This window comes from Bacteroides sp. MSSM.1001136sp1_RTP21357st2_D2_RTP21359_211015, assembly GCF_040913205.1.
Classification (GTDB): domain Bacteria; phylum Bacteroidota; class Bacteroidia; order Bacteroidales; family Bacteroidaceae; genus Bacteroides; species Bacteroides ovatus.
On sequence record NZ_JBDFVF010000002.1, the window covers coordinates 355202 to 380121 of the forward strand.

Consider the following 24920-nt stretch of genomic DNA (forward strand, 5'->3'; position numbering starts at 1 on the left):
TCAAATATCATAATTGTTCCCAATGGTTCAAAGATACTAATTTGAAAGCAAATCACAACTAATTATTGTCGATTCTTCATTCACTGTTATTGTTCCCAATGGTTCAAAGATACTAATTTGAAAGCAAATCACAACGGAAATAAGCTGTCTGAAGCATTGTGGGAATTGTTCCCAATGGTTCAAAGATACTAATTTGAAAGCAAATCACAACTCTGACAAGACGATACACATTATAGATTTATTGTTCCCAATGGTTCAAAGATACTAATTTGAAAGCAAATCACAACGTTCCGTTCTATCGCTTCTACTTGCTGCTATTGTTCCCAATGGTTCAAAGATACTAATTTGAAAGCAAATCACAACCCGCCATCGACTAAATACATTTGCGCCCATATTGTTCCCAATGGTTCAAAGATACTAATTTGAAAGCAAATCACAACAAATGTCTAAGAAGGATTTGTTAGCGTGGGATTGTTCCCAATGGTTCAAAGATACTAATTTGAAAGCAAATCACAACACAGAATGGATTTAAAGTAAATTAATATGATTGTTCCCAATGGTTCAAAGATACTAATTTGAAAGCAAATCACAACCTTCTGTTGCTATAGGTCGTTGTAATACAATTGTTCCCAATGGTTCAAAGATACTAATTTGAAAGCAAATCACAACAGCAACAAGTTTACAGACAATATGATCAAAATTGTTCCCAATGGTTCAAAGATACTAATTTGAAAGCAAATCACAACTATTGTTAGCATTCTCTGCATTAGAGTCTATTGTTCCCAATGGTTCAAAGATACTAATTTGAAAGCAAATCACAACCATCTTTTACAATATAGCTCTAACCCCCTAATTGTTCCCAATGGTTCAAAGATACTAATTTGAAAGCAAATCACAACGGAAAAGGCTCTATATTGGGCTATAACCGATTGTTCCCAATGGTTCAAAGATACTAATTTGAAAGCAAATCACAACCGCAGCGGTGAAAGGTTCTAAGACGTCACAATTGTTCCCAATGGTTCAAAGATACTAATTTGAAAGCAAATCACAACAGGTATGGCAGACATGGAACATTTATTTAATTGTTCCCAATGGTTCAAAGATACTAATTTGAAAGCAAATCACAACTCTGCTGGCTGACTTTTTTTTTAATTTCTATTGTTTCCAATGGTTCAAAGTTACTAATTTAAAAGTAAATCACAATCCATTCATGTATCTCTTTTTAATATAAACATGTTATTTCTTGTGATTTAAAGATTGTCATTTTCGTATAAGTATTTTTAAGTTTCTTTTTGTGAGCATTAGACTTAATTCTAGCGTTAAATATTGAGAATGCTCAATTTGTTTCAATTGCTTAGTAATTGGGTTAATAAAGGTGGGTATTCCTTTATATTAACGATAAAATCCCAAATGACTTGACAAACGCTTTTTGATGTTGTATATTTGTAGAACGAAAGAAACAATGAAACGACAAATTAAAACTTTAAAAACGAAATGAGACGAATCTTATCTTTTGCTGTATTAGCTGCATTGTACTTCCCCGGATGTACGACCAGTAAAAATGCAGTGCGTTGTCTGAGCCGATGGATTAAAGACTGTAACCCGTTGACCAAAGAGCTTGTACCGACTGGTTATATGCCGTATAATCATCGTTATTTGACGATGAAACAGTATAAGATTATAACAAAACATCTAGGAGATCCTTATGAGTATTAGGGTATAGACGACCCGATTAAAAGCTTGAGGCTGCAACCTTTTATAGGGTTTGTAGCCTTTTTTGTTGCATAAATTCAACGTAAATCCTTCTGAAAGCTACATTCGGGTTTTTAATAAACTTGTTGAGAGTTTATTAGAAACTCAAAAGTCGTTTATGCAGAAAAGATAAACTTTTTTCGGTGTGTTGAAATGAGAAATATACGAAATCTTTGTGTGTCTGGTTAATAATCACTACATTATTAAAGACAGTCTCATTTCATCTTTATTTGTGTAATCTTGAATGGGTAGATGTTTTTTCTTGTAATTCTTTATTTTAATTGAAACTTATCATACAATCATATATGATTGTGAGTATATGAATGTGAATATGTTACTTTGGAGAATAATTTATACCTGGCAAGTCAAGGGTCTTAAATGAGAGAGATCAGTCATAAAATATTTAGCAGAGTAATAACAATAAAAAAATGATGAAATGGATACTCTTAAATTGCATTCACACTTTGAAAATTTACTGTATGTGGGAAGAAGCGTGCTCACTAATACAAGTAGCCGCATTCAAAGATTATTTTTTAAAAAAGAGATGTGTATATATGAATACTTGTTTAAGGAGGAAGCAAGTAAAGGCATTGAAATTGTAGTGGACAATGCTGTCTTAGTTTGTGTTTTAGAAAATGATATCTGTAATAAATCTATTCTTTATCTTAATGACTCCACTAATGTAACATCTTATATTAATTATTGCAATAGTACTTTTGAATATGATAAACTTCGTGATAGATGGATTATGCCTGATGGTTATCTTACCCTTTTTATACCGAATGATGACTTTGAAAAGCGATTTGCATTCGTGCAAACCTTAGTATGAATAAACTTCGTGAAGCCTTTGGATTCTTAAGGGGATATATCTGAACATTAGACAATTTGATTTGTTATTTATTATAGTTGGAAGAATATAGACGTTGTTTGCTTTCATTATGATGTAAAATATCTCTATTTACCCATTTTTTAAAGGTTGTTTTTGACTATATGTCAAAACAAACCTTTATATTTGTATATGTGAAGTTAACCGAAAAAATCACTTATTATTGACTATGATGAAAAAGGAAATCAAATTCAGTCTTGTTTATCGGGATATGTGGCAATCTTCCGGTAAGTATCAACCTCGGGTTGACCAGCTTGTACGTATAGCTCCATTGATTGTTGAGATGGGCTGTTTTACAAGAGTTGAAACGAATGGAGGTGCTTTTGAGCAAGTGAATCTATTGTACGGCGAAAATCCTAATAAAGCTGTCCGTGCTTTTACTGCACCTTTTAGAGAAGCGGGCATTCAAACACATATGCTCGATCGTGGTTTGAATGCATTACGTATGTATCCGGTTCCGGCGGATGTGCGTAAATTAATGTATAAAGTCAAGCATGCACAAGGGGTGGATATCACCCGTATCTTCTGTGGACTGAATGAGACGAGAAACATCATTCCTTCTATTAAATATGCTTTGGAAGCAGGTATGATTCCGCAGGCAACTCTTTGTATCACGTATTCTCCAGTGCATACCGTTGAGTATTATGCCCGAATTGCCGATCAACTGATTGAGGCCGGTGCACCTGAAATATGCTTGAAGGATATGGCGGGTATCGGTCGTCCGGGTATGTTAGGAGAATTGGTCAGGACTATCAAGGAGAAACATCCGGATATATTGATTCAATATCATGGTCATAGCGGACCGGGATTGTCTATGGCTTCTATCCTTGAGGTTTGCGAAAATGGTGCGGACATCATTGATGTGGCTATGGAACCGATGTCTTGGGGCAAAGTGCATCCGGACGTAATCTCTGTGCAAGCTATGTTGAAAGATTTAGGCTTCCAGGTTCCCGACATAAATATGAAAGCATATATGAAAGCTCGTGCGATGACGCAAGAATTCATTGATGATTTTCTGGGTTATTTTATGGATCCTACCAATAAATATATGTCTTCGCTTCTACTGAAATGTGGTTTGCCGGGTGGCATGATGGGTTCCATGATGGCAGACCTGAAAGGAGTGCATTCCGGCATCAATATGATATTAAGGAGTAAGAATGAGCCGGAACTTAGTCTGGATGATCTGCTTGTGATGCTTTTTGATGAAGTGGAATATGTATGGCCCAAGCTGGGTTATCCTCCTTTGGTGACTCCTTTCAGCCAGTATGTGAAAAATGTTGCATTAATGAATCTTATGCAGCAGGTAAAAGGGGAAGAACGTTGGACAATGATAGATAACCATACTTGGGATATGATTCTGGGTAAAAGTGGACGTCTTCCTGGTACGCTTGCACCGGAGATTATAGAGTTGGCGAAATCTAAAGGATATGAATTTGTCGATACCGACCCGCAGTTGAATTATCCGGATGCTTTGGATGAATATCGAAAGGAAATGGATGAAAATGGCTGGGAATATGGAGAGGATGACGAGGAGCTTTTCGAACTGGCCATGCACGATCGTCAATATCGTGATTATAAGTCCGGGGTTGCTAAAAAGCGCTTTGAGGAAGAGTTACAACATGCAAAGGATGCGGCAATGGCAAAGAACGGGTATTCGGAAGAGGAAATTAAGAAGTTGAAACGTGCCAAGGCAGATCCGGTTATTGCCCCTGATAACGGACAGGTACTTTGGGAAGTTTCCGTAGAGGGACCATCCATTGCTCCATTCATCGGGCGTAAATATCAGCATGACGAAGTCTTTTGTTATCTTTCCACTCCGTGGGGGGAATATGAAAAGATTCTAACCGGATTTACCGGACGTGTGGTGGAGATATGTGCACAGCAAGGTGCGACTGTACATAAGGGAGATGTAATCGGTTATATTCTACGAAGCGATATTTTTGCGTAGATTCTTATAAGAGTTAGGGTATAGGTAACTCAATAAAGAATTTTAGGGGAGTGTCTAACAAGTCCCTTTTTAGACAGCCCCTTTCTTTTGCGTATAAATTCAATGTAAAGACGATCATGAAAATTCTTATGTGTTGTAATTGAATGGATATTTATCGGTAGTAGAATGGAATGTTTAATATGGAATGAGCGTATTTTGTAAAAAATGCGATGGTCAGAGCAAAAAAAGCGGACTTATTTTGTTCTTTCTATAATTAAGTACAACTGCTTGAATTTCACGATTGGACGGCCAAGGTAGCTGGAGGTGCTGTAACCGTTCGCTTTTGCCCAATCTACGACTTTGTTACGCAGCTTTTCCGGATAGTAGATTGTAAGTAGTTTTTTCTCTATCTGGTCTCTCCATGACTCTGGTAAACTTATGTTGCTAAGGTGGCTAATTGGGGCAATGCCAAGAGCGAGAGCAACGACACTATGGGTGAAGTCTCCACTTTCAGGTGTGGGCTCTATCTGTAAATTCTGTTTCACTCCATCCACGAGGCTCTTGATAGCAAGAATATCTTGGGTGAGGTTGAGCTCTGAGATGAAATCAACCTCTACTTTTGCTAATTGATGAAATAGATCTCCTTTCTCTGCGCCAAGTAGTTTTAAACCCCAATCAATTTGGAAACGCAGAGATTCTACAGCTCTCTTTATACTGAGAGCATCTTTTTTCTTTGGATTTTTTTTGTATGCCATGACGAATAGAATGTTAAAATGAGTGTGCAAAAATAATGGTGAAGTATGCAGAAACGTTGCACACATAAAAAAAATTGCTATAAATTAATATATTTAGGTGGTATGCAGTTTTTTTGCATACAAAAAAGTTAACTTTGTACTAAATAAGATTATGAATTCTACCCTATAAAACATGCTATCAAGATATCTAAAGTAGGAAAAACAATTAGATGAGATATACAAAAAGGGTTTAAGCAATTGAATAATAAAAAATAGTAATAATATTTTGAAAATCACGGAAGTTTAGAAAATGATAAGTAAAACCTTCAACCGCTATATCTGGTTGCTCAACACGCTGCTTCAGCATCGCAGATTAACTTTTGAGGAGATAAGCTGTCGATGGAAAGATAGTTGTCTCGGTGATGGTAGACCGCTTGCATTACGTACATTCCACATGCATAGAGAAGCTATTGCAGAACTTTTTGGTGTAGAGGTCGAATGTGATACATCCAGCTATGAGTATTATATTTCTTCTTCTAGTCAACTGAAAAATGACAAGACTCGTCAGTGGTTGCTTAACTCCTTCACTGTGTCTAACATGATAGAAGCAGGGCGCAACATGAAAGATCGAATTTTGTTTGAGGAAATTCCTGAAGGAACTGAATATCTCCAAACAGTCATAGATGCAATGCAACGAAAAAAGGAATTGAAGATTGATTATAAACCTTTCAATGGTCATCAGTCAATATTTCACTTGCAGCCATACGCTATGAAGGTTTACCATCAGCGTTGGTATGTAGTCGGCTATCTCAAAGAGCAGGAGGGAATAAGGAATATTGCCCTTGATCGTATTTTGGAAATGGAATTGACAGATGACTCATTTATACTTCCCAATGATTTTGATGCAGAAGAATATTATGCTCATACAGTTGGCATATTTGTCAATGACAAATTGAAGCCACAGAAAGTAGTTGTTCGGGTATTCGGTGTTCATGTAGAGTATATGCGTTCTCTGCCACTGCATTTCTCTCAACAAGAGATAAAAACAGAACACAAAGAGTACAGCGACTTTGAATACCAACTTTGCTTAACTCCAGAGCTAACAAGTCAGCTACTTGCTATGGGTGAAAAGATCGAAGTTATGGAACCAATAGGGCTGCGTGAAGAAATTAGAAAACGACTTTTTGCTGCCATAAATAGATATAAATAGGAAAATAATGGCGTGCAGAGTCTTAGCAGAGATCAATAATACATAGTTATAAACTCTAAATGAAGAAATTGAAAATGGTTAATAATTACACAATAAAAACAACCTATTACGATAGGAAAATGGATGAAAAGTTGCTAACCCAAATAAATGAGCGGTTTCCTTGGATCATCAGTTATGTTAAATCACATAATTGTTTAGATTTCCAGACTGGAAATGATCCTAAAACTAATCGTTCTTGGTTTTCTATATATAGAGGTACTGGACGTATACTAACCTTTCGTAGTCATTCGAGTAAAGTTAATGAAATATGTGATGTAGCCGAGGCTTACAAAGAATTAATGCAACCAGATTTTTTTAGAAATCCAACACCGGATCAGTTTGACACATATTTAGCGAAAATCGCTTCCGCGGAAAAGTTCAAAAGATACTATAATACAGATGTTTACAATGAAGGATATTATCAGACATTAATAGGACGTCGTTATACGTTTGGAATTAAAGATACTGATGATTTTATTCTTTTTGACAAGGAACTAGTTATCGGTTTTAAAACAAAAGGCATAAAAGATGAATGGAATAAGGAAATTGTAGACCAACAAACATTGAAAATTAAACAATTAAGAAAAACGTACAATGGAGAACTTCCTGAAAATATAAAACCTGAGTATGGTGAATTTGACTTCCTTGGTCTAAATACTAATGGAGATATATTGATAATGGAACTTAAACAAAATGATCCTGCTAAGACTGCATTGTCTCCTATTCAAACTTCATATTATTATCTACAGTTTCAAAAATTAGCTAAAGAAGATGATAAGTTGTATCAACGAATAAAAGCAATGATCGAGCAAAAAATAGATTATGGACTTATCGGTTCCTGTTACAAAAATAAAATACCATTAAAGCTTTCCGGAAGAATAATACCGTGTGTAATTGTAGGAGACGACGGTGAACTATCTGAAACAATCCGCGAAAGATATAGATTTATTCGTGATTTATTTTTGCCGGAAATGAAAGCATACACATGCACATCCAAGGGTACTCTCGTTATATCAAAAGACTTAGAAACAGAATGAATCTTATTATTCATCGTGGGGCTGACCAGATAGGTGGTTGTATTACAGAAATATCGACTGAGAATTGTAAAATTCTTATAGACTTCGGTAGCAATCTTCCTGGTTGCAAAAAAGAAGAACTGACAGAAGAACAAGTAAAATCAATCATAGGAAATGCTGATGCCGTATTCTATACACATTATCATAGTGATCATGTTGGTTTGCACCATCTGATACCAACAAATGTCCTTCAATATATAGGATTAGGAGCAAAAGAAGTTATGCTCTGCAAATATGACGCTTTGAGGGGGCACGGAGATTACTCCAAACAGATTGAAGCAATAGAGCGTATGGAAACCTATTGTGCGGCAAAACGTATTGATGTCAGTAAGAAAGGGAAGATTTTCGTTACTCCGTATTTTGTTAGTCATTCTGCTTTTGATGCATATATGTTCTTAATAGAATGTGAGGGAAAGAAGATATTGCACACAGGAGATTTTCGCAGACATGGCTATATTGGCAAAGGTCTTTTTCCTACTTTGAAGAAGAATGTGGGAGAAGTTGACATACTTATAACAGAAGGAACAATGTTAGGAAGAAGTCAAGAATGTGTGATTTCAGAGAGCGAAATACAGAAGAATATTATAAAGGCATTGCGTGAACACAAGTATGTCTTTGCCTTGTGTTCGTCAACTGACCTTGACCGGCTTGCAACATTCCATGCGGCGTGTAAAAAGACTGGACGTATATTCTTAGTTGATGAGTATCAAAATAGGGTCCTTAATGTATTCACGAAATATGCAGGATGCAAATCTGATTTATTCCAGTTTAATGCTTTCAAGCTAATCAATTATAGAACTGTCAATGTTAGAAACAAGCTACAGAAGGAAGGGTTCTTAATGCCAATTCGAATGAGCAGTGGCTATTTGCTTAAGGGAATGCTCGATATATATAATGATGAAAAACCGTGGTTGATATATTCTATGTGGGGTGGCTATGCAAAAGAGGGTAAAGACTACACAAACAGCGATGTTATAAATATCCGTAATCTGTTTGGCGATAGAATATTAGATGGAACAATGGATGGTGTTCACACAAGTGGACACGCTGATGTTGAAACATTAAAAGAAGTCTGTCAAACTGTTCATCCTCGTATTGGAGTCATACCTATACATAAAGATGAGAACTCACGATATGATAGCATTAGTGGAATTTCTTCATACTTTATATTCGACGAAGGTGATGTTGACATACATGACATTCATATTTCTGTAAAATGAAAATACTTCAAATTTCTGATACACATAATCAGCATCGGCAGTTGACCGATCTTCCAGCTGCTGATGTCATTGTACACTGTGGCGATTTTACGGACAATGGTACAGAGGAAGAAGTGCTTAACTTTCTCAACTGGTTCATCGAATTACCCTATCCTCACAAAATCTTCATAACTGGTAATCATGACCTTTGTCTTTGGGAGGCTGAAGGCATTGAAGATTTGCCTAATAATGTATACTTCCTTCAAGATTGTGAATGTGAGATTGATGGTATTAAGTTCTTTGGTTTGGCATATAACCATCCTGAGACTTTGATACCAAATGATGTTGATGTGCTCATTACTCATGAACCTCCTATCATGATACTTGATGAATCAGCAGGAATTCACTGGGGAAATGCATTACTTCGAAACAAGGTTTATGAGGTAAAGCCACATTATCATTTGTTCGGTCATGCTCATGAAGGATATGGTACATTCAAGGATGAGCACATCATTTTCTCAAATGGGGCAATACTTGATGACCACTACAACTCTTGCTATGAACCTAAACTGATCATTTATAAATAGTCAAATTATAGTTCTCCTGATGGTTATAAACAACAAAAAGTGTATATGCTAAGATTAACTGAAAAGATGAAGTCGGATTATATTTGATCGTATTGGCATTGACATATATTCTATTTGTATTTTATTGATAGTTAACTATATCTATTCCTGTTCCGGTGTCATTCCTAAAATGATATGCCTTTCCTCTCCTGATTCTGGAAGACGGAAGGATAGGCGATACATCGTCTTAGAGATTTCTCTAGGCGTATAATCACTATAAGAGCACTTTATTTTCTAAAAGCTCTATACGTTTATATAACATGTCAAGGAGCCGACTGTTTGCTTTTATTAGCTCACGAAGATCATCTGCCGCTTCGATATGCACGCTACTACAGTCTTTAGCGACTCCAATATTAGTTCCGATAGTACCGGAATTATTGACATACACATTCCCGTCTATTTTATTAAATAGTTCTAATGCAGACATATTTAGTACCTCTGCTATTTTATTCAGCCTGGTTAACGTGAGGTCAGTTTCACCATATTCAATCTTACAATAGGCACTTGTTGATAAGTTCAACTTTTCTCCCATTTGTTCTTGTGTAAGATTCTTTTCCATACGAAGCATTTGCAGCCGATGTCCTACTATCTTCTTTAAATCTGTTTCCATGTATCTTGTTATTGGGAAGCAATTTATTATTGGACAAATGTAACAATTTTGGTGGATATAACAAATGCTATTTTATACTTATTCGAGAGAACTGTGGAAAATGCGATGGTGCAAATAGCTTGGAGACGGGAAAACGACCTCGTTTTATTGAACATACCACTCTTTTCCCTTTTCTCATTGATATTTGGAGATAACTATTCGTTTAACGGATGGTTGTAGTAAATATTGTGTATACAATACACCTTAATGTGTGCTTAACTTTGCAGTCAGAGAAAACACAATCATTCATAACAGTAAATCATTATTAAAAAAAGAACATTCTATATTGTATTAAAAGAGCGAAATATTGCACTAAAAAACAAACATAGCATTAATAATAAATAATAAACAGACATGAAGAAGATTTTACTATTGTTCTCTATTTGCCTAATTCCAATGTTAGGCTATGCACAAACCGATGAAAACGGTAAAGAAAGAGTCTATATTGATTATTTCTCTCGTCCCGGTACTATCAGTAATATTTTGGCGGAAGCATTGCGTAATAAAGTAATAGAAGGTATCCAGAAGATGGATCGTGTAGAACTTATTGATGTTGATTCTAATGAAGCATTGAAGACTGAAGCGAAAAGACGCCAAGAGACTTCTGCTATGGGAGATGCCGTTTGCAGAAGCGAGGTCATGACAACGTTAGGCGCCCAATATCTTATTCAGGGAAATATTACCAGTATGCAGGGAGTTAAAAAAACAGATAGTAAAGGGAAGACCTATTATCAGGGGAGTGTTTCTTACACGTTGAAAATAGTAGACCCTTCTAACGGTACACTCAAAGGAACCCAGACATTCACTCACGAGGGGCTGACCGGGAATATTGGCGATACTCCTGATGAAGCAATCATTAAGACTTTGGATTATGTAGTAATAAGCATGGACGATTTTGTTGACGAGTATTTCAAAATGAAAGGAACGATTGTACAGATTGAGAGTACCAAAAAAGATAAAGCACAAACTGTATATATCGATCTTGGAACTAAGAGAGGGGTACAAAAAGGCCAGAAATTTATCGTTTACATAGAGATGGATATTGCCGGAGAACTGTCATTGAAAGAAGTCGGACGCTTGAATGTGAAAGAAGTATTGAGCGGAACGCGTTCTTTATGTACCGTGAGCAAAGGCGGTGAGGAGATAATGAAAGCATCGAAAGAAGAAAAGAAATTGATTATTCTTTCTCGAAAAAATACCTTTTTAGGCGGACTTGGACTATGATGAAGTTACGAATACTGCTTTTGAGCCTGCTAGTTGTATACACTATTCATTTCATGGCACAGGAGTCATACTCCAATGACGTAACTTGTGTGAAGGCAGATGATAACATAGCCGTTATCACCGCTTCCGGAACAGCCGAAAAAAAGAAAGATGTATATAATATGGCATTGAAGTCGATCTTTAATGCTATATTTCTCAACGGCATTGACGGAGTGGAAAACGGACTGCCGCTCGTCGGGAAAGAAGATTCTTACTATATGAACCAGTTTTTCAGTTCACGTTATATGCTCTTTGTGAAGAACTATGAAACGGTAGGAGATCCGGTACGGCAATCTTCCAAGCTATACAATGGTACAGTAACGGCTCAAATCTTATTAGGTGCGCTTAAAAAAGACTTGATACGGAACAAATTGATGACGAGACCCCAGGAAGAAATGTCGATGGAGGAAACCCGGCAACAAATTGCTTTGCCGACAATCATGGTAGTCCCCTATAAAAGCAATGACCGAAGCTCATACGCTGATATTCTGAAGAATGATTTTGATCTTCGTATAGCCGTAAGTACGGTAAAGGAGAGATTTGTTAAGCTTGGCGTGAAGACAGTGGCTGCCGAGGGAAAACAGTCAGGAACTTTGCGTGCTTCCGAATGGGAAAGTAAGAATGCTGATTCCAATGATAAGCAGTTGTTGATGAATTCGGGAGCGGACGTCTATGTGATTGTTGATTTACAAAAAGACATATCTGCAGCTTCGGGAAGTAGAGTCTCATTGATTATGACTGCTCGTGAAACGGCTACCGGAGTAGATTTGGCTAGCCGGAAAAGCTGGACGAACCGCTTTAGGACGACGGACGTGGATAAGTTATGCGCATATGCGGCACAAGATGTTCTGGATGGTTTTCTGAAAGATATCTCGAAAGAGTTTGCCCGGAAAGTTCAACAGGGGAATACGATTGTTCTTCGGGTTAGTCTCGCAGATAATGCTATCAATACGATGAATAGCCAGATAAATGGTAGTACTACTCTTTCGGCGCATATACGCAATTGGGTACGAAAAAATGCCCAGGGAGGACGCTACCATATTCAAGGTGCTGTGGACGATAGTCTGATATTTGATTCGATACAGATTCCTGCAAAGGACAGCGACGGCTTGCCGATGGATTGCATCACGTTTGCAGATAATCTGGTTAATTATCTGAATGATTCCGGAATAGATAGTGAACATAGAGTGGATGGAAGCACCATCTATTTGACTATTCAATAAATCAAGGACGTATGAAACATTGGCTTTTATTTATTCTTGTGATTTCATGGTTTTGCTTTCCGCTTTCCGGTCAACAAACGAACCGTCCTGACTGGGTGAAACAGCATCCTGTTAGTGGTTTAAGTTACATCGGAATAGGAATGGCTGAAATATCGGAAGGAGATTATCAGCAAAAGGCAAAGCAAAACGCTTTGTCTGATCTTGTATCTGAAATTCAAGTGGTGATTGCCGCCAATTCTTTGTTGAATACGTTGGAGGACGATGGTAATGTGAAACGAACCTTCGCAGAAAGTATTCGTACAGAAGCCCGGGCGGAAATAGAGAACTTTCGTCTGGTGGATTCCTGGCGAAGTGACAATGAGTATTGGGTTTATTATGAATTGAATAAGGGCGATTATGCAGCCTTGGTGGAAGCACGTCGTCAGAAGGCAATCCGTAACGGATTCGATTTTTGGTATAAGGGACACATTACTTTACAACAGGGAGATTTAATGACTGCCATTGAATTATTCTCAAATGGAATGGAGGCTATACGCCCGGTGCTTAATCAGGAGTTGTTCTGCTCTTACGAAGGAAAGACAATTAATCTGGCGACCGAACTATATGCGGCTTTGGCTGGAGTATTTGATGGAATAACGATTGTTCTGAATCCGGCAACCGTTTCAGTCACGCCGTTTCAAGGTATAAGGGAGCCTATTGCTATAGGTGTTTACCGTAATGGAAATCCGTTAAGGAATATCCGGTTGAAAGCCGAGTTTGTTTCCGGGTCGGGAGATTTGTCTTCCATGTCTCCCACCGACGAATCGGGAGTTGCCGCTCTTTATGTGCGCAATATTACTTCTAAACAGGCACAGCAGGAAATTGGAATTTCATTAATTGATGATGTGTTCAGCTTGTTCCGGAAGGGAAGTTATGCAGCTTTATTCAAACAAATGCTTTCTTCTCTTCCCGGAGCAACGTTGACTATCAACACGGTGCAGACACAGACTTCTGCTTATGTTAGAAGTGCGCAGAGCGATGTAGAGGCGGTGGAACGAACTGTGAAGAGTTTGCTGAACAATCATTTCTTTAACGTAGTTGCATCTCCTTCTGAAGCCGACATTATCGTTACATTGGATAATAAGTGTCGTAAAGGCAATACCGTTCCGGGTGAACTGTATAACTTCATCGAATTCTTTTCTACGTTGGGGATTAAAATAGAAAATAACCGGACGGGGCAAATCCTATTGAATTATTCTATTAATGATGAACGGACATTAGTACCTGAAAATAAGTCCGCTTCTCAAGGCAAGAATATGGCGGCGCGTGAATTGATAAAACGGCTGAACCGGGAGTTTGCACGTGAATTGAAGAAAATAACATTCGACAGAACCGGAAAGATTCCGGAAAGACAGAAGATGTTGCCGGATGTTCCTGTTCCGGTAGTCGGTCCTTTCGTACCGGAAAAAGAAGCTGATCCGGTTATATCTGTCCCTGTTGTGGTGCCGGAAGTTATTCCTGCTCCTTTGGTTCCGGTTAAGTCCGCCAAACCAGAGAATCAAAAGGCAATTCGGGTTGAATGGTTGGATGGTGTCTTTGTTGAATTTGGCAAACTTGCAACTTTGGGAGACAAATCGAGGATACATCTTAAGATTGTGAATACAAATGCTGACGATTGCGAAGTGGACTTATATAGTGGAAATCTGACGGTTATAAACGAAAAAGGTGAAGAATCTCCGATTGTCAGTCTCAAACTGGGGTCTAAGTTCAATGACCGCAGAGTCACTGCGCTCATTGTGCCTGATCTGCCTACGGAGATGGTTATTGAGGTAAGTAAGTTGCAATCTGTGGCACTGCTGCAATTGAAGGATTTCAAAAATAATATAGTGAAGTTGAGAGGCTTGAAATGAATCATATATTAACATTAAAAAAGACTTGAAATGAAAAGAATTAATTTATTGGGAACAGCATTGCTAACCATTGCTGTTATGACAAGTTGCGGTAGTTCAAAACCTGTAACACAAACAGTGCAGCAACCGGCAGTGCAACAGGACGTAGAAATTAATGTTCCTTGTTCGGGACCGGAATTTCAAACGAACAAAGAGTATTTTAGAGCTAGTTCGATGGGACTTTCTACGGATATGTCTATTGCAAAGAAAAAAGCGATGACGGAGGCCCGGGCTGAAATTGCTACTGCTATCAATGCAAAAGTGAAATCGGTAACCGATAGTTATGTTTCCTCTTATCAGCAAGGTGAAAATGATGAAAGCAAAAGTCGTTATCAATCATTGACCCGTACGGTAGTGGAACAGGAATTGAGCGGTACGCGTGTAATTTGTGAAAAAACCATGAAGACTCCTGATGGTAAATACAAAGTATATGTCTCTCTTGAACTGGCAGGAGAGGAAATCATGAATGCTATGGCAAATCGTATTAAGAATGATGACAAATTGCGCATTGACTTTGAATATGAAAAGTTCAAAAAGGTATTTGAAGAAGAAATGAGTAAAAACGCCCAATAATCAGCTTGTTTAGAACACAGAGGATAGTAATGATCTCTTTAATAACTACCCAACTATTTGAAGATTGAATGATGAAACTTAATTTGTCGGATATAAGATATAATTGGGTAGTTATTTTTATTATCCAGTTGCTTTTGTCTCCCGGTATTGATGTGTTTTCACAGGCAATGCCTGTTGATACAGTTTATAACCAATCTTATGACTGGAGACCGGGACAGCGGGAGACTTTGCCGGAATGGGTGTTTGCTTCTCAACGGAAAGGCCGGGTAGTTGGTATATCTGATCCTTGTATGAAATCCGAAGCTGCAAGGATGCTTGCTTTGCAAAGAGCGGCTTATCTGTATTCATTGCAGCAAGGGGTACAATTGAGACTTCTCTCGGACGTTTTTTCCACCATGGAGACTGCCAGTAATACATACGAAGACCAAAGAGACAAAATGCTTGTATTGGGAGTGATCGAACATCCCGTTCAACATGTTTCCTACCGGATTGAGCATGAATATACTTCTATATTTGGAGAGAAATTTCTGGAGGTATCTTTTACTCCATCGAATGATAGTTGCGATTTTTCTTATCATTCCATTAGTGAGTTGATGCTTTTGTTTACGAAAGAAAGGGTTGAGGAAGAAGAGGTGAAATTCAATTTATTGTTGGAATCGGATAGTTGTAGGGAGCAATCAGACCAGTCATGGTTTCAGCTTAAGGGAACACAGTCGTCTCCTCAAATAATTTCATATATGAACGGAGTTGAAATTTGTTCTTTACAGGAAGGCTGTTGGTATGAAGATGCCGGTTTTGGAGATCAGGACGGATTGGAGAAGATGGATATGAGGAATGCCTTTTGGAATGCCTATATGTCTTCTTTGGTGAAGGCACTGTTGTTATATCCGTTTTCTGATGTAAATGTCAAGCAGGTGGACGATCGTTTCAATGGCGGCACTGATTCCGGTTGTGGTTTGTATCGGGAGAAGGTTGTCGCTGTCTTGTCCATTTCCCCCTTTATCAAAGATATACGGAATAATAAGCTGTATGTGGATTGGCAGATAACAGAACAACAAAATATAATAAGGAAATGAGGAAAAATAGGATACGAATACTATCTATGGTAGTTTTTTCATTGTGTTTGCCGTTTAGTCTTTTTGCGCAAATAGATAAAGACATGAAGGAGTTTGACGATTTTGTGAAGCAGCAGCAAAAAGAGTTTGATGATTTTGTGAGCGAACAGAATAAGGAATTTGCCGAATTTCTGAAAGAAACCTGGAAAGAGTATGACTTGCAGAAGCCGGTGGTACGTCCTCAAAGACCAGAGCCTGTAAAACCGGTTAGCTTTGACCGTAAGAAGCCGGCAACAAAACCGCAAGAGGTTAAAGTAGGGGAGGTGACCCGACTCCCCATTCCGACAGTGACTCCAAGTGCGACATTTTCTCCTTCAAAAGGGAAAACACCGGTTCCGGTTATACCGGGAGGTAAAGATGTTACTGTAGAACCGGAAAAGGATTCTGCGGTGCTCCCTGAAATAAAACCGGAAGTGAAGCCTGAAGAAACTGTTCCGGCCAAACGCTCGCTTTCCGGTGTAGAGTTTTCGTTCTACAGTAAAGATTGTGTTGGCAATGCTTCATTGAAGAACCGGCTCACTTTAAAAGGGATTGCAGAGAAAGATATTTCTGCCGGATGGGAGACGTTATCGCGTAGCAACTATCAGCCTTTGATAGACGACTGTCTGGCTTTTAAAAAGGAGATTGCCCTGAATGACTATGGTTATCTGCTGTTGACGAGGAAAGTGGCTACTGAACTATGTGGAAGTACTCATTCCGATGAAATAGCTTTTATGCAAATGTTTCTCCTTTCTCAATCGGGATATAGGGTTAAGGTGGCGCGTATGGATAACCGCCTTACTTTATTCTATGCTTCGGGTAACATGATTTATGCTACCTGTTTTATTACTTTGAATGGAGTAAACTATTACAGGTTTGATACTACCCCGAATAAAACTAATTCTATTTACACTTACAACCGTGATTTCGCCAATGCGAAGAACCCGGTAAATATGAATATCACTACTCCTCAACCCTTTTCAGGAACTTACGTGGAGAAAACGTTGCAAGCGAAAGCTTATCCATCCGTCAAAGTCTGCTCGAAAGTAAATTCGGGACTTATTTCCTTCTATAAGGATTATCCGCAATGTGACTTTTCTGTCTATGTGGGAGCTCCTGTCAGTCAGGAAGTACAACAGACAGTGCTTCCATCATTGCAAGCTGCCATACAAGGGAAAAAACAATCGGAAGCCGCTAATATACTGATTAATTTCGTGCAGACAGCTTTTGATTATAAGACAGATGGTGACCAGTTTGGTTATGAAAAGCCTTTCTTTGTGGATGAGCTGTTCTACTATCCTTATTCCGATTGCGAAGACCGTGCTGTGTTATACTCTTATTTGGTACGTACTCTTATGGGGCTTGATGTTGTATTGTTGGAATATCCCAATCACATGGCAACAGCGGTCTGTTTTGATGAAAACATTGACGGAGATTATATAACTGTAAGCGGAAAGAAGTACATTATTTGTGATCCTACTTATATCGGAGCTTCTATCGGGCTTGCCATGTCGCAATTTAAGAACGTGGCAGCCAAGGTGTTGAAATATTAATTTTATTATATTATGAAGAATATTAAAAAGTATTTGTGTGCCATTGTAATGATGGTTATTTCGATGACTGCATTTGCGCAGGAAGATGTTTTTAGCGGTGACTGGCTAGGAGCAAATAAAGAAGGCGATTTAAAGGTTGCGTTCACATTGAATTGTGATGGTAATTGGCAATTGAATCCTTATAATGAGAATGCCAGATGCAATGGATTTATGGAAGTGAATATGCTGGAACCCGGTGGAAGGGAATCTTTGATGGCAACTTATGAGTTTTACGTCGAGAGTATGAACGGGAATGAACTGACTCTTTCTTTTGTAGGCGGACGTCCGGAGGTTGATGCCGGGATTTCCGGTCAATGCAAAGTCGTTTATAAGGATGATAAGTTGTCGTTTACCGGACTTGATAAAGGCGGAAAAGATGCTGCCTTTAATGGATTGACACTTGTAAAAAGCGGTAGTGGAGCTGATGCAATAGCTGATGCTGCGGCGGATGACGGAGTTCCTTTGGGAGTAAAGATATTGGCTGTTGTCCAACTGGTTTTGTCTATTGCCGTTGTTTTATTTATTGTGGGGCATATGTTTTTTGTATGGTATAAGGGCGCACGTTATAAAGAGGTTTTTACGGTAGAAGGAATGTTGAATAAACGCCTTGCAGCCGGAATGCCGGAGAAAATGACGGATGAAGAGATAACGGAGGCGTGGAAGCTGATGGATGAGGCATTTGCTACTTGGACGGTGATTGAAAAAACAGATGATGATGAATTCAGAAAGCCGACAAAGATGAAGCAAATTAAGAAATCTGTTCTTTTGATTGATCAGGTTATCGGTATGTGTCCTACTGATGCTGATGTCATAGAACGCTTAAACTCATTGACTGATGTGATTAATAGTGGTGAAGAACGTCATTTTGATGGTTCCAGGAAATTAATCTGGTTAGGTGTCATTGTGGGTATCTTGATGTATTGGATGATGGGAGTCGGTATGATGTTTTCTACTTTAATAGCTACCGGTTTGTATGTGGTAGCGAGCAGGACGCCTCAATTCTTAATTGATAAGCGGACACTTCGTGGCGGTGGAAACATTCATAATGGTATTTTTGCCGGAGTGTTCGGGTTATTGGCAGGAGCGCAGACAGTGCGGACAATATACAAGTTTAATGATGGTCACAAAGAATATTCTGATGATCATTCACAACATTGGATTGCTTTGGCGATCGGTCTTGTCGTTTTGTTTGTATTGGCAATGATGATGGCATTCTGGGCACTTCTGAACTATTTACGTAATTATGTTCTGTACTTTTGATGGATAAAACTAACATGGTTGTTAATAATGGATTCGGCAGCATAATTAGGCTATTTATGTTTTGAAGTAGAATTTAGAGTAGTAGGTGTACAGGGGATCGATGAAAATTCGATGACCTGTGCATCTTTTTTTAATTAGTGATACTATAAAATATGATTAAGAACTTGCTAATTCCAATATAAATTTTAACATTTGCATTATAACAATAGTGTCAATTGAAAACAAAAGATGAAATAATCGCTATTCTCCGGAATTTTAAGGAAGAATTTGGGGAGAGATATGGAATTGAAAAGTTGGGACTTTTTGGTTCTGTGGCTCGTGGTGAGCAGAAAGAGGATAGTGATATTGATATTTGTGTAAAGCTTCAAGATCCGGATTATTTTACTCGAATGGAAATAAAAGAGTCATTAGAAGAGCGTTTTAATGCAAAAGTGGATGTCGTGTCTTTAACCGCAATTATGCGTAGTTTATTTCGCAATCATATAGAGAAAGATGCAATCTATATCTAATTTTTATTATGCAAAACGGTAGTCTTTAGGTACCACTCCCATCCGCTTTGTAAACTCCTTATAGAAATGTGATCTATTCATAAACCCACTTTGATACATGATTTCTTTAATGAAATTTTTGGGTGGGGATAAAATATCTCGTAGAAAATTCCTGGCGACTCCCGATCATAGTTATTTTCCGATTTGTATAGAGGCGATGAAGCTTGGTATCCATGTGTATGTGGAAAAGCCGCTTGTCAGAACTTCCTATGAATGTGAACTGTTTGCAGGCGGAACAGAAGTACGGTGTTATCACGCAGATGAGTTACCAAGGACATTTTTTCTGTTTATTATTGACCTTAAACTCTCAAAACTTGCAAAATCGTTTCAATCGTTTCACAGAATCTTTCATGTCTTGATTTTTGTTCTAAAAGTATGATTCGGTTTGTTTTCTAACTTCTATATTTGTCATCAGAAACGAACGACAATGAAACATGGTATCTATATATTGACTATTCTTATGGCTTTATTAAGCCTTCCAGAAAGTGGGTATGCTTCGATTCCATTTTTCGCTGTTGCGAATGATACAATCCGGCGGGTGGTGATATATTTTGATGCGAATGAAGCGAAAGTGAATCTTAGTTATAAAGATAATAATCAGGTAATTACATTTTTAGATTCTTTGCTTCTCGGAAATTTGAATACGAAATATATAACAGCGCTGAATGTGGAAACTTTTGTTTCTCCTGATGGTGATGAATCTTATAATAGAAGTTTGGCTGCTCGGAGAAATGATTCGATAAAGGAATTCTTACAACGGTATAATTCGGATGTTGGTGTTGATAAGATTCATTTTTTTTCAGAGGGAGAGGATTGGTCGGAGTTTCGTAAGTTGGTGGCATCCGACTCCAACTTACCAGATCGGGAAGAAGTGCTGATATTGATTGATTATCATAAGAATGATGTCAATAAACGGAAGCAACTGTTGCGAAAATTGAATCGGGGAATTGCTTACCGATACATTGTTCACAATATCTTTCCAGAACTGCGGAGATCGGTTATTACGATTGTCGGAGAAACTTCGAAATTAGGTAAAGAGGCTTTTGAACCGGTATCTTCTGTCTCCGGGTTGTTTGTTTCAAAGCAGGAAGAGGCGCTTCCGAAAGATCAACCTGATAAGCCTGTGGGAGAAAGTGAAAAAAAACAGGCCTGTGAGGTCGATATATCGGAGGCAGAAGGGCCGGTGAAAAGCCAAACTGTACTTGCTGTGAAGAATAATCTGTTATATGATTTGGCATTGGCGCCAAATATAGAAGTGGAAATTCCGATAGGCAAGAGGTGGTCTTTGAATACTGAATATAAATGTCCGTGGTGGCTGAATAGCAAACATGATTTCTGCTATCAGCTCCTTTCGGGAGGGATGGAAGGACGTTGTTGGCTGGGAAACCGTCAGAAACGTGACCGATTGATCGGACATTTTATCGGACTTTATGCTGAAGGCGGGATATATGATTTCCAGTTACGTGAAGACGGTTATCAAGGTAAGTATTACGGAGCTGCGGGAGTGATTTATGGATATGCACGGCAGTTGGCACGGCATTTTTCCCTTGAATTCAGTCTTGGCATAGGGTATTTGACAACAGAATATAAAAAATATACTCCTTATGAGGGAGATATTATATGGACAAATAGTGGACGTTATAACTTTATTGGCCCTACCAAGGCGAAAGTTTCTTTGGTATGGTTGATGACAACAAAGAGATAGGAGGGCGTAATGCGAAATACAAGATACGGGTTTCTTGTGCTTTTGTCCTCGCTGCTGATGCTAACTGGATGTAGCCGTCGCGATATATTGGATGATTATCCCGTAAGTGGGGTAGATATAAAGCTGGATTGGGATGGAGTGACAGATCAACTGCCGGAGGGAGTTCGGGTGATTTTTTATCCGAAGAACGGAGATGGCAGGAAAGTAGATAAATACCTTTCGGTACGAGGCGGAGAAATGAAAGTTCCTCCGGGACGGTATTCGGTAGTAGTCTACAACTATAACACGGAATCTATACGAATCAGGGGTGAAGAGTCCTATGAAACGATAGAAGCCTACACGGGAAACTGCAATGGTTTAGGGATTGAAGGAACGGAAAAGATGGTTTGGTCACCGGATTCATTGTATGTGTTGAATATAGATGAGCTGAAAATAGAGAAGAGTGAAGAAGTGCTTCGCTTAGACTGGAAGTTGGAATCTGTGGTGAAAAAATATTCTTTTGCAGTAGAGGCTAAAGGTTTGGAGTATGTTGCAACAGTGGTAGGAAGCATTGATGGATTATCCGATTGTTACTGTATAGGCAAAGGTCGTGGAGTATGTAGCTCACAACCTATCTACTTTGAGGTAAGGAAGGGAGACAATAAGGTAACGGCATCTTTCACCGCTTTCAAACAAGTAAAGGAAATGACAATGCCGACGCGAATGTCAACATCAGAGAGAGAAACTTCTAGTGAGAAAGATGCTATAATATTAATATTGAAATTTATCAAAACAGATAATACAGTTCAGGAAGCAACAATTGATGTTACTGAAATAATAGGTACACTTGAAAATGCTGGAACAGGGGAAGATGGAAAACCAATCCCACCACCGGAGATTGAGTTACCGCCTGATGATAAGATTGAGGTTGATAAGCCGGAAACGCCACCGAATCCTGATGGAGGTGGAGGAATGGGCGGCAATGTTGATGACTGGGGACCCGAAGATAATGTTGAGTTACCCGTGAATTGAAATAGATGCTATAAACAAAATATAACAATATTATAAACTTTAAAAAATACAGTTATGAAGAAGATTTTATTGGCAGTTACAGCTGCTTTGGCAATTACGGGTTGCTCACAGAATGAAGAATTTGAGAATGCTGCACAGAAAGCGGAGATTAATATTGGTACGATTGTTAAAGGAACATCAAGAGCAGCAGAAATGACTAATGTGAATTTTGGTTCCTTTAAAGTAAGTTCATTTATTGTGGCAAATGATTTTGATTTTTCAACAACGCTTCTTGGCTCTCCGTATATGGATGGAGTTGAATATACAGGAAAACAGGGTAGTTGGATAACTTCAGGTGATAATAAATATTATTGGCCTGTAGGCAAAAATGTACAGTTCTTTGGTTATCCGAGCGCTTTAACATTGGTAAATCCTACTGATGCCGCAAAAGGATATCCTACTCTTGCGTTTGCTATTGGAGCAACTTCTGCAGAACAAACAGATTTAGTTGTTGCGGCTAAAAATACAGCTAAACCAGCTGATAGTAACACAGTCACTTTGGATTTTAAACATATTCTTGCTAAGATTAATTTCTCTTATAAACCGGAAGATACAAGTTTTACCTATACTATTACTGAAATAAAGATTACGGGTGTAAAAGGAGGAAATGCTACATATACTTATGCTGCTGATGTTGCTGTTGGGACATGGAGCACTGGTGAAACAGTAGCTGCTGGATATACCTATCCGATAACTGTTGCAAGCACTGCAGATGCCAGTGGCTATTTTGGTTTAGATTCGCCCGATGGTTCATTAATGTTATTACCGCAAGATGTTGAAGGTGCTCAGATTGTTATAAAATATAAAACAACGAAGATGGTAAATAGTGCTAACGAAACTTTCTTTGATGGTTCTAAAACAGTTACTCTTTCTAAAGATTCAAAATGGGGTATAGGTAATAGTATACGCTATAAGTTGACTTTGCCAGCTGGAGCAGATAAGATAGATATTGCAACAGATGTAAAGAATTGGGAAGATGATAATGATAAGCCTGTGACACCTGATGCAAATTAATATATATTTAGAAATATATAGAGTCCGGTAAGGACGAAAGGATAACAGCCGTAGGTTTTACTAAATTAGACCTATGGCTGTTAGTTTATTGATCTTGAATCTTAAAAGATAAAGCCAGTTCACGAAGTTTTATATATTTCTCTTCAACCTCTTTTTCACTTTTCTCTCTTTTTTTATGGCAATATGAAAGATTTCATATATTTTTGCTGGCAGCATAAACAAAAACAAACACAGTCAGCGTATGCCATCTATTTGTCAAGGAACCTGGGATTGTCAAATATGTCCAAAAGCGGTGAGTAATGCCATTACTCATGTGATTTATCAGCGTGGTTTTCATAAACCGGCTCAAAAGTGTGAAGAAAATCTTATCCTTTTTTTGATGAAGGGAGAAATACTGGTCAATAGTAAGGAATATGCGGGGACAATGCTTAAGGAAGGTGAATTTATCCTTCAGGCTATTGGTTCTATGTTTGAGATGCTTGCTATGACTGAATGTGAGTGTATTTATTATCGTTTTATCCAGCCCGAACTGTTTTGTGATTTCCGTTTCAATCATATCATGAAGGAAGTATCTCCTCCACTTATTTATACTCCATTAAAAATAATTCCAGAACTGCAATATTTCCTCAATGGGTCTATCACTTATCTGAAAGGGGATAAAGTCTGTCGGGATTTGCTATCTCTGAAACGAAAAGAATTGGCGTTTGTATTGGGATACTATTATTCCGATTATGATCTTTCGAGTTTGGTGCATCCACTCTCTAAATATGTAAACAGTTTCCAATACTTCGTTATTCAAAACTATAAGAAAGTAAAGACAGTGGAAGAACTGGCACAATTGGGTGGATATACCCTTAGTACATTCCGTCGTATCTTCAATAACGTCTTTCATGAACCTGTTTATGAATGGATGCTGGCGAGACGTAAAGAGGGCATTCTGGACGACTTGAACAACTCTAAATGTAGCATCTCGGAGATATGCTATAAATATGGTTTTGAATCTTTACCCCATTTTTCTAATTTCTGCAAGAAATCTTTTGGTGCCTCTCCACGTAATTTACGTAGGCAAGACATTTCATAAATGCAACTATGTAAAATAACTGCGGTTCACCGGTTTCACCCAATTCTCTAAATGCCGATGAATAAGGTAACAGCGGGTGAAAGCAAGGGAGAAATTCAGGCGAAACTGAACCTTCCCGGTTTCACCTATTGAGTTTATTCATACCGACTGTTGGACATATAGATCCAAGGTGTTGGATATATAGCTCCAAGATGTTGGATATATAGCTCCAAGATGCTAGATATATAGATGCAACAACTCAAGTATTAACACATGAGAACTAAGGTGTTAAGACCTGGCGGCCAAAGTATTACATCCGCACAGTTCACTCATTAACACCTGAAAGCGGATTTGCTATAAGCATATCCGGATTAGCTATAATGATAATTGTTTTAGCTCAAGGGATATTTTAATAAGACAGGTGAAAGCGGTAACGTAAGCGTCTCCGCGATTCTATCTTGTCGCCCTTTTTTCATTCTTATATTTTTGCGATGTATAAAAATGAAGCATTA

22 protein-coding genes and 1 CRISPR repeat array (1 of these 23 cut by a window edge) are annotated in these 24920 nt (G+C 38.2%); of the genes, 19 read left to right on the forward strand and 3 right to left on the reverse strand.

Annotated features, from left to right (window positions below):
- Positions 1-1204: a CRISPR direct-repeat array (repeat unit 47 nt; unit sequence ATTGTTCCCAATGGTTCAAAGATACTAATTTGAAAGCAAATCACAAC) (it extends 677 nt beyond the left edge of the window).
- Positions 1205-1494: 290 nt separating this feature from the next.
- From AB5217_RS03110 to AB5217_RS03120, 3 genes are all read left to right on the forward strand, one after another.
- Entirely contained in the window at positions 1495-1716 is a 222-nt protein-coding gene (locus tag AB5217_RS03110; RefSeq protein WP_032846614.1) for a DUF4248 domain-containing protein, read from the forward strand.
- 472 nt (positions 1717-2188) lie between these two features.
- Entirely contained in the window at positions 2189-2581 is a 393-nt protein-coding gene (locus AB5217_RS03115; RefSeq protein ID WP_004322958.1) for a hypothetical protein, read from the forward strand.
- A 229-nt stretch (positions 2582-2810) separates the two neighbouring features.
- On the forward strand, positions 2811-4586 hold the full coding sequence (locus AB5217_RS03120) for an oxaloacetate decarboxylase (RefSeq protein ID WP_032844821.1): 1776 nt from the start codon (positions 2811-2813) through the stop codon (positions 4584-4586).
- A 233-nt stretch (positions 4587-4819) separates the two neighbouring features.
- Here the strand turns inward: AB5217_RS03120 and AB5217_RS03125 are convergent, their stop codons facing one another.
- A complete protein-coding gene (locus tag AB5217_RS03125) occupies positions 4820-5320 on the reverse strand; it encodes a hypothetical protein (protein WP_032844820.1) in 501 nt (166 codons plus the stop codon).
- 289 nt (positions 5321-5609) lie between these two features.
- Between AB5217_RS03125 and AB5217_RS03130 the strand changes: the two genes are divergently transcribed.
- The 4 genes from AB5217_RS03130 to AB5217_RS03145 are packed head-to-tail and all read left to right on the forward strand — an operon-like array spanning position 5610 to position 9410.
- Positions 5610-6509 (forward strand): helix-turn-helix transcriptional regulator, encoded by a 900-nt coding sequence (locus AB5217_RS03130; RefSeq protein ID WP_032844510.1) that lies wholly within the window; start codon positions 5610-5612, stop codon positions 6507-6509.
- A 59-nt stretch (positions 6510-6568) separates the two neighbouring features.
- Complete coding sequence (locus tag AB5217_RS03135; protein ID WP_032854819.1) at positions 6569-7585, forward strand: hypothetical protein; 1017 nt, start codon at positions 6569-6571, stop codon at positions 7583-7585.
- Positions 7582-8844: an MBL fold metallo-hydrolase gene (locus tag AB5217_RS03140; RefSeq protein WP_032846848.1), complete on the forward strand. Its 1263-nt coding sequence runs from the start codon at positions 7582-7584 to the stop codon at positions 8842-8844. Before AB5217_RS03135 ends, AB5217_RS03140 begins: the two co-directional genes overlap by 4 nt.
- The gene (locus tag AB5217_RS03145; protein ID WP_032846846.1) at positions 8841-9410 is read left to right on the forward strand and encodes a metallophosphatase domain-containing protein; all 570 of its coding nucleotides are present in this window, start codon (positions 8841-8843) and stop codon (positions 9408-9410) included. The genes AB5217_RS03140 and AB5217_RS03145 overlap by 4 nt, the downstream gene beginning before the upstream one ends.
- A gap of 253 nt (positions 9411-9663) precedes the next feature.
- Here the strand turns inward: AB5217_RS03145 and AB5217_RS03150 are convergent, their stop codons facing one another.
- Positions 9664-10059, reverse strand: coding sequence for a helix-turn-helix domain-containing protein (locus tag AB5217_RS03150; protein ID WP_004298505.1), 396 nt, complete (start codon positions 10057-10059; stop codon positions 9664-9666).
- 393 nt (positions 10060-10452) lie between these two features.
- Here AB5217_RS03150 and AB5217_RS03155 point away from each other — a divergent pair, with 393 nt between their 5' ends.
- The 8 genes from AB5217_RS03155 (at position 10453) to AB5217_RS03190 (ending at position 19540) form a co-directional block, all read left to right on the forward strand.
- Positions 10453-11322 (forward strand): hypothetical protein, encoded by an 870-nt coding sequence (locus AB5217_RS03155; protein WP_032846390.1) that lies wholly within the window; start codon positions 10453-10455, stop codon positions 11320-11322.
- Complete coding sequence (locus AB5217_RS03160) at positions 11319-12584, forward strand: DUF6175 family protein (protein ID WP_032846388.1); 1266 nt, start codon at positions 11319-11321, stop codon at positions 12582-12584. Before AB5217_RS03155 ends, AB5217_RS03160 begins: the two co-directional genes overlap by 4 nt.
- An 11-nt stretch (positions 12585-12595) precedes the next feature.
- Positions 12596-14473, forward strand: a complete 1878-nt coding sequence (locus AB5217_RS03165) for an LPP20 family lipoprotein (RefSeq protein ID WP_032846386.1) — start codon at positions 12596-12598, stop codon at positions 14471-14473.
- 30 nt (positions 14474-14503) lie between these two features.
- On the forward strand, positions 14504-15085 hold the full coding sequence (locus AB5217_RS03170; protein ID WP_004317057.1) for an LPP20 family lipoprotein: 582 nt from the start codon (positions 14504-14506) through the stop codon (positions 15083-15085).
- Positions 15086-15153: 68 nt separating this feature from the next.
- Positions 15154-16161 carry a hypothetical protein gene (locus tag AB5217_RS03175; RefSeq protein ID WP_032846384.1) on the forward strand — a complete coding sequence of 336 codons (1008 nt, stop codon included), beginning with the start codon at positions 15154-15156 and terminating at the stop codon, positions 16159-16161.
- Positions 16158-17732 carry a hypothetical protein gene (locus AB5217_RS03180; RefSeq protein WP_032846382.1) on the forward strand — a complete coding sequence of 525 codons (1575 nt, stop codon included), beginning with the start codon at positions 16158-16160 and terminating at the stop codon, positions 17730-17732. The genes AB5217_RS03175 and AB5217_RS03180 overlap by 4 nt, the downstream gene beginning before the upstream one ends.
- A 12-nt stretch (positions 17733-17744) precedes the next feature.
- Positions 17745-19031 (forward strand): hypothetical protein, encoded by a 1287-nt coding sequence (locus AB5217_RS03185; RefSeq protein ID WP_032846380.1) that lies wholly within the window; start codon positions 17745-17747, stop codon positions 19029-19031.
- A 215-nt stretch (positions 19032-19246) separates the two neighbouring features.
- Complete coding sequence (locus AB5217_RS03190) at positions 19247-19540, forward strand: nucleotidyltransferase family protein (protein WP_004298496.1); 294 nt, start codon at positions 19247-19249, stop codon at positions 19538-19540.
- A gap of 6 nt (positions 19541-19546) precedes the next feature.
- Here the strand turns inward: AB5217_RS03190 and AB5217_RS24935 are convergent, their stop codons facing one another.
- Positions 19547-19639 carry a hypothetical protein gene (locus AB5217_RS24935; protein WP_371260245.1) on the reverse strand — a complete coding sequence of 31 codons (93 nt, stop codon included), beginning with the start codon at positions 19637-19639 and terminating at the stop codon, positions 19547-19549.
- 367 nt (positions 19640-20006) lie between these two features.
- Between AB5217_RS24935 and AB5217_RS03195 the strand changes: the two genes are divergently transcribed.
- From AB5217_RS03195 to AB5217_RS03210, 4 genes are all read left to right on the forward strand, one after another.
- On the forward strand, positions 20007-21284 hold the full coding sequence (locus AB5217_RS03195) for a DUF3575 domain-containing protein (RefSeq protein WP_032846378.1): 1278 nt from the start codon (positions 20007-20009) through the stop codon (positions 21282-21284).
- A gap of 9 nt (positions 21285-21293) precedes the next feature.
- Positions 21294-22295 (forward strand): DUF5119 domain-containing protein, encoded by a 1002-nt coding sequence (locus AB5217_RS03200; protein WP_229115750.1) that lies wholly within the window; start codon positions 21294-21296, stop codon positions 22293-22295.
- 54 nt (positions 22296-22349) lie between these two features.
- Positions 22350-23348, forward strand: a complete 999-nt coding sequence (locus AB5217_RS03205) for a fimbrillin family protein (protein ID WP_004322969.1) — start codon at positions 22350-22352, stop codon at positions 23346-23348.
- A 241-nt stretch (positions 23349-23589) separates the two neighbouring features.
- A complete protein-coding gene (locus AB5217_RS03210) occupies positions 23590-24429 on the forward strand; it encodes a helix-turn-helix domain-containing protein (RefSeq protein ID WP_004322970.1) in 840 nt (279 codons plus the stop codon).
- The last annotated feature ends 491 nt before the right edge of the window (positions 24430-24920 follow it).

Coding starts and splice junctions, on each gene's coding strand:
- AB5217_RS03205 (WP_004322969.1), top strand. CDS start 22,350: ATGAAGAAGATTTTATTGGCAGTTACAGCTGCTTTGGCAATTACGGGT.
- AB5217_RS03120 (WP_032844821.1), top strand. CDS start 2,811: ATGAAAAAGGAAATCAAATTCAGTCTTGTTTATCGGGATATGTGGCAA.
- AB5217_RS03210 (WP_004322970.1), top strand. CDS start 23,590: ATGCCATCTATTTGTCAAGGAACCTGGGATTGTCAAATATGTCCAAAA.
- AB5217_RS03140 (WP_032846848.1), top strand. CDS start 7,582: ATGAATCTTATTATTCATCGTGGGGCTGACCAGATAGGTGGTTGTATT.
- AB5217_RS03195 (WP_032846378.1), top strand. CDS start 20,007: ATGAAACATGGTATCTATATATTGACTATTCTTATGGCTTTATTAAGC.
- AB5217_RS03115 (WP_004322958.1), top strand. CDS start 2,189: ATGGATACTCTTAAATTGCATTCACACTTTGAAAATTTACTGTATGTG.
- AB5217_RS03175 (WP_032846384.1), top strand. CDS start 15,154: ATGATGAAACTTAATTTGTCGGATATAAGATATAATTGGGTAGTTATT.
- AB5217_RS03135 (WP_032854819.1), top strand. CDS start 6,569: ATGAAGAAATTGAAAATGGTTAATAATTACACAATAAAAACAACCTAT.
- AB5217_RS03125 (WP_032844820.1), bottom strand. CDS start 5,320: ATGGCATACAAAAAAAATCCAAAGAAAAAAGATGCTCTCAGTATAAAG.
- AB5217_RS03110 (WP_032846614.1), top strand. CDS start 1,495: ATGAGACGAATCTTATCTTTTGCTGTATTAGCTGCATTGTACTTCCCC.
- AB5217_RS03165 (WP_032846386.1), top strand. CDS start 12,596: ATGAAACATTGGCTTTTATTTATTCTTGTGATTTCATGGTTTTGCTTT.
- AB5217_RS03200 (WP_229115750.1), top strand. CDS start 21,294: ATGCGAAATACAAGATACGGGTTTCTTGTGCTTTTGTCCTCGCTGCTG.
- AB5217_RS03180 (WP_032846382.1), top strand. CDS start 16,158: ATGAGGAAAAATAGGATACGAATACTATCTATGGTAGTTTTTTCATTG.
- AB5217_RS03145 (WP_032846846.1), top strand. CDS start 8,841: ATGAAAATACTTCAAATTTCTGATACACATAATCAGCATCGGCAGTTG.
- AB5217_RS03155 (WP_032846390.1), top strand. CDS start 10,453: ATGAAGAAGATTTTACTATTGTTCTCTATTTGCCTAATTCCAATGTTA.
- AB5217_RS03150 (WP_004298505.1), bottom strand. CDS start 10,059: ATGGAAACAGATTTAAAGAAGATAGTAGGACATCGGCTGCAAATGCTT.
- AB5217_RS24935 (WP_371260245.1), bottom strand. CDS start 19,639: ATGTATCAAAGTGGGTTTATGAATAGATCACATTTCTATAAGGAGTTT.
- AB5217_RS03160 (WP_032846388.1), top strand. CDS start 11,319: ATGATGAAGTTACGAATACTGCTTTTGAGCCTGCTAGTTGTATACACT.
- AB5217_RS03185 (WP_032846380.1), top strand. CDS start 17,745: ATGAAGAATATTAAAAAGTATTTGTGTGCCATTGTAATGATGGTTATT.
- AB5217_RS03130 (WP_032844510.1), top strand. CDS start 5,610: ATGATAAGTAAAACCTTCAACCGCTATATCTGGTTGCTCAACACGCTG.
- AB5217_RS03170 (WP_004317057.1), top strand. CDS start 14,504: ATGAAAAGAATTAATTTATTGGGAACAGCATTGCTAACCATTGCTGTT.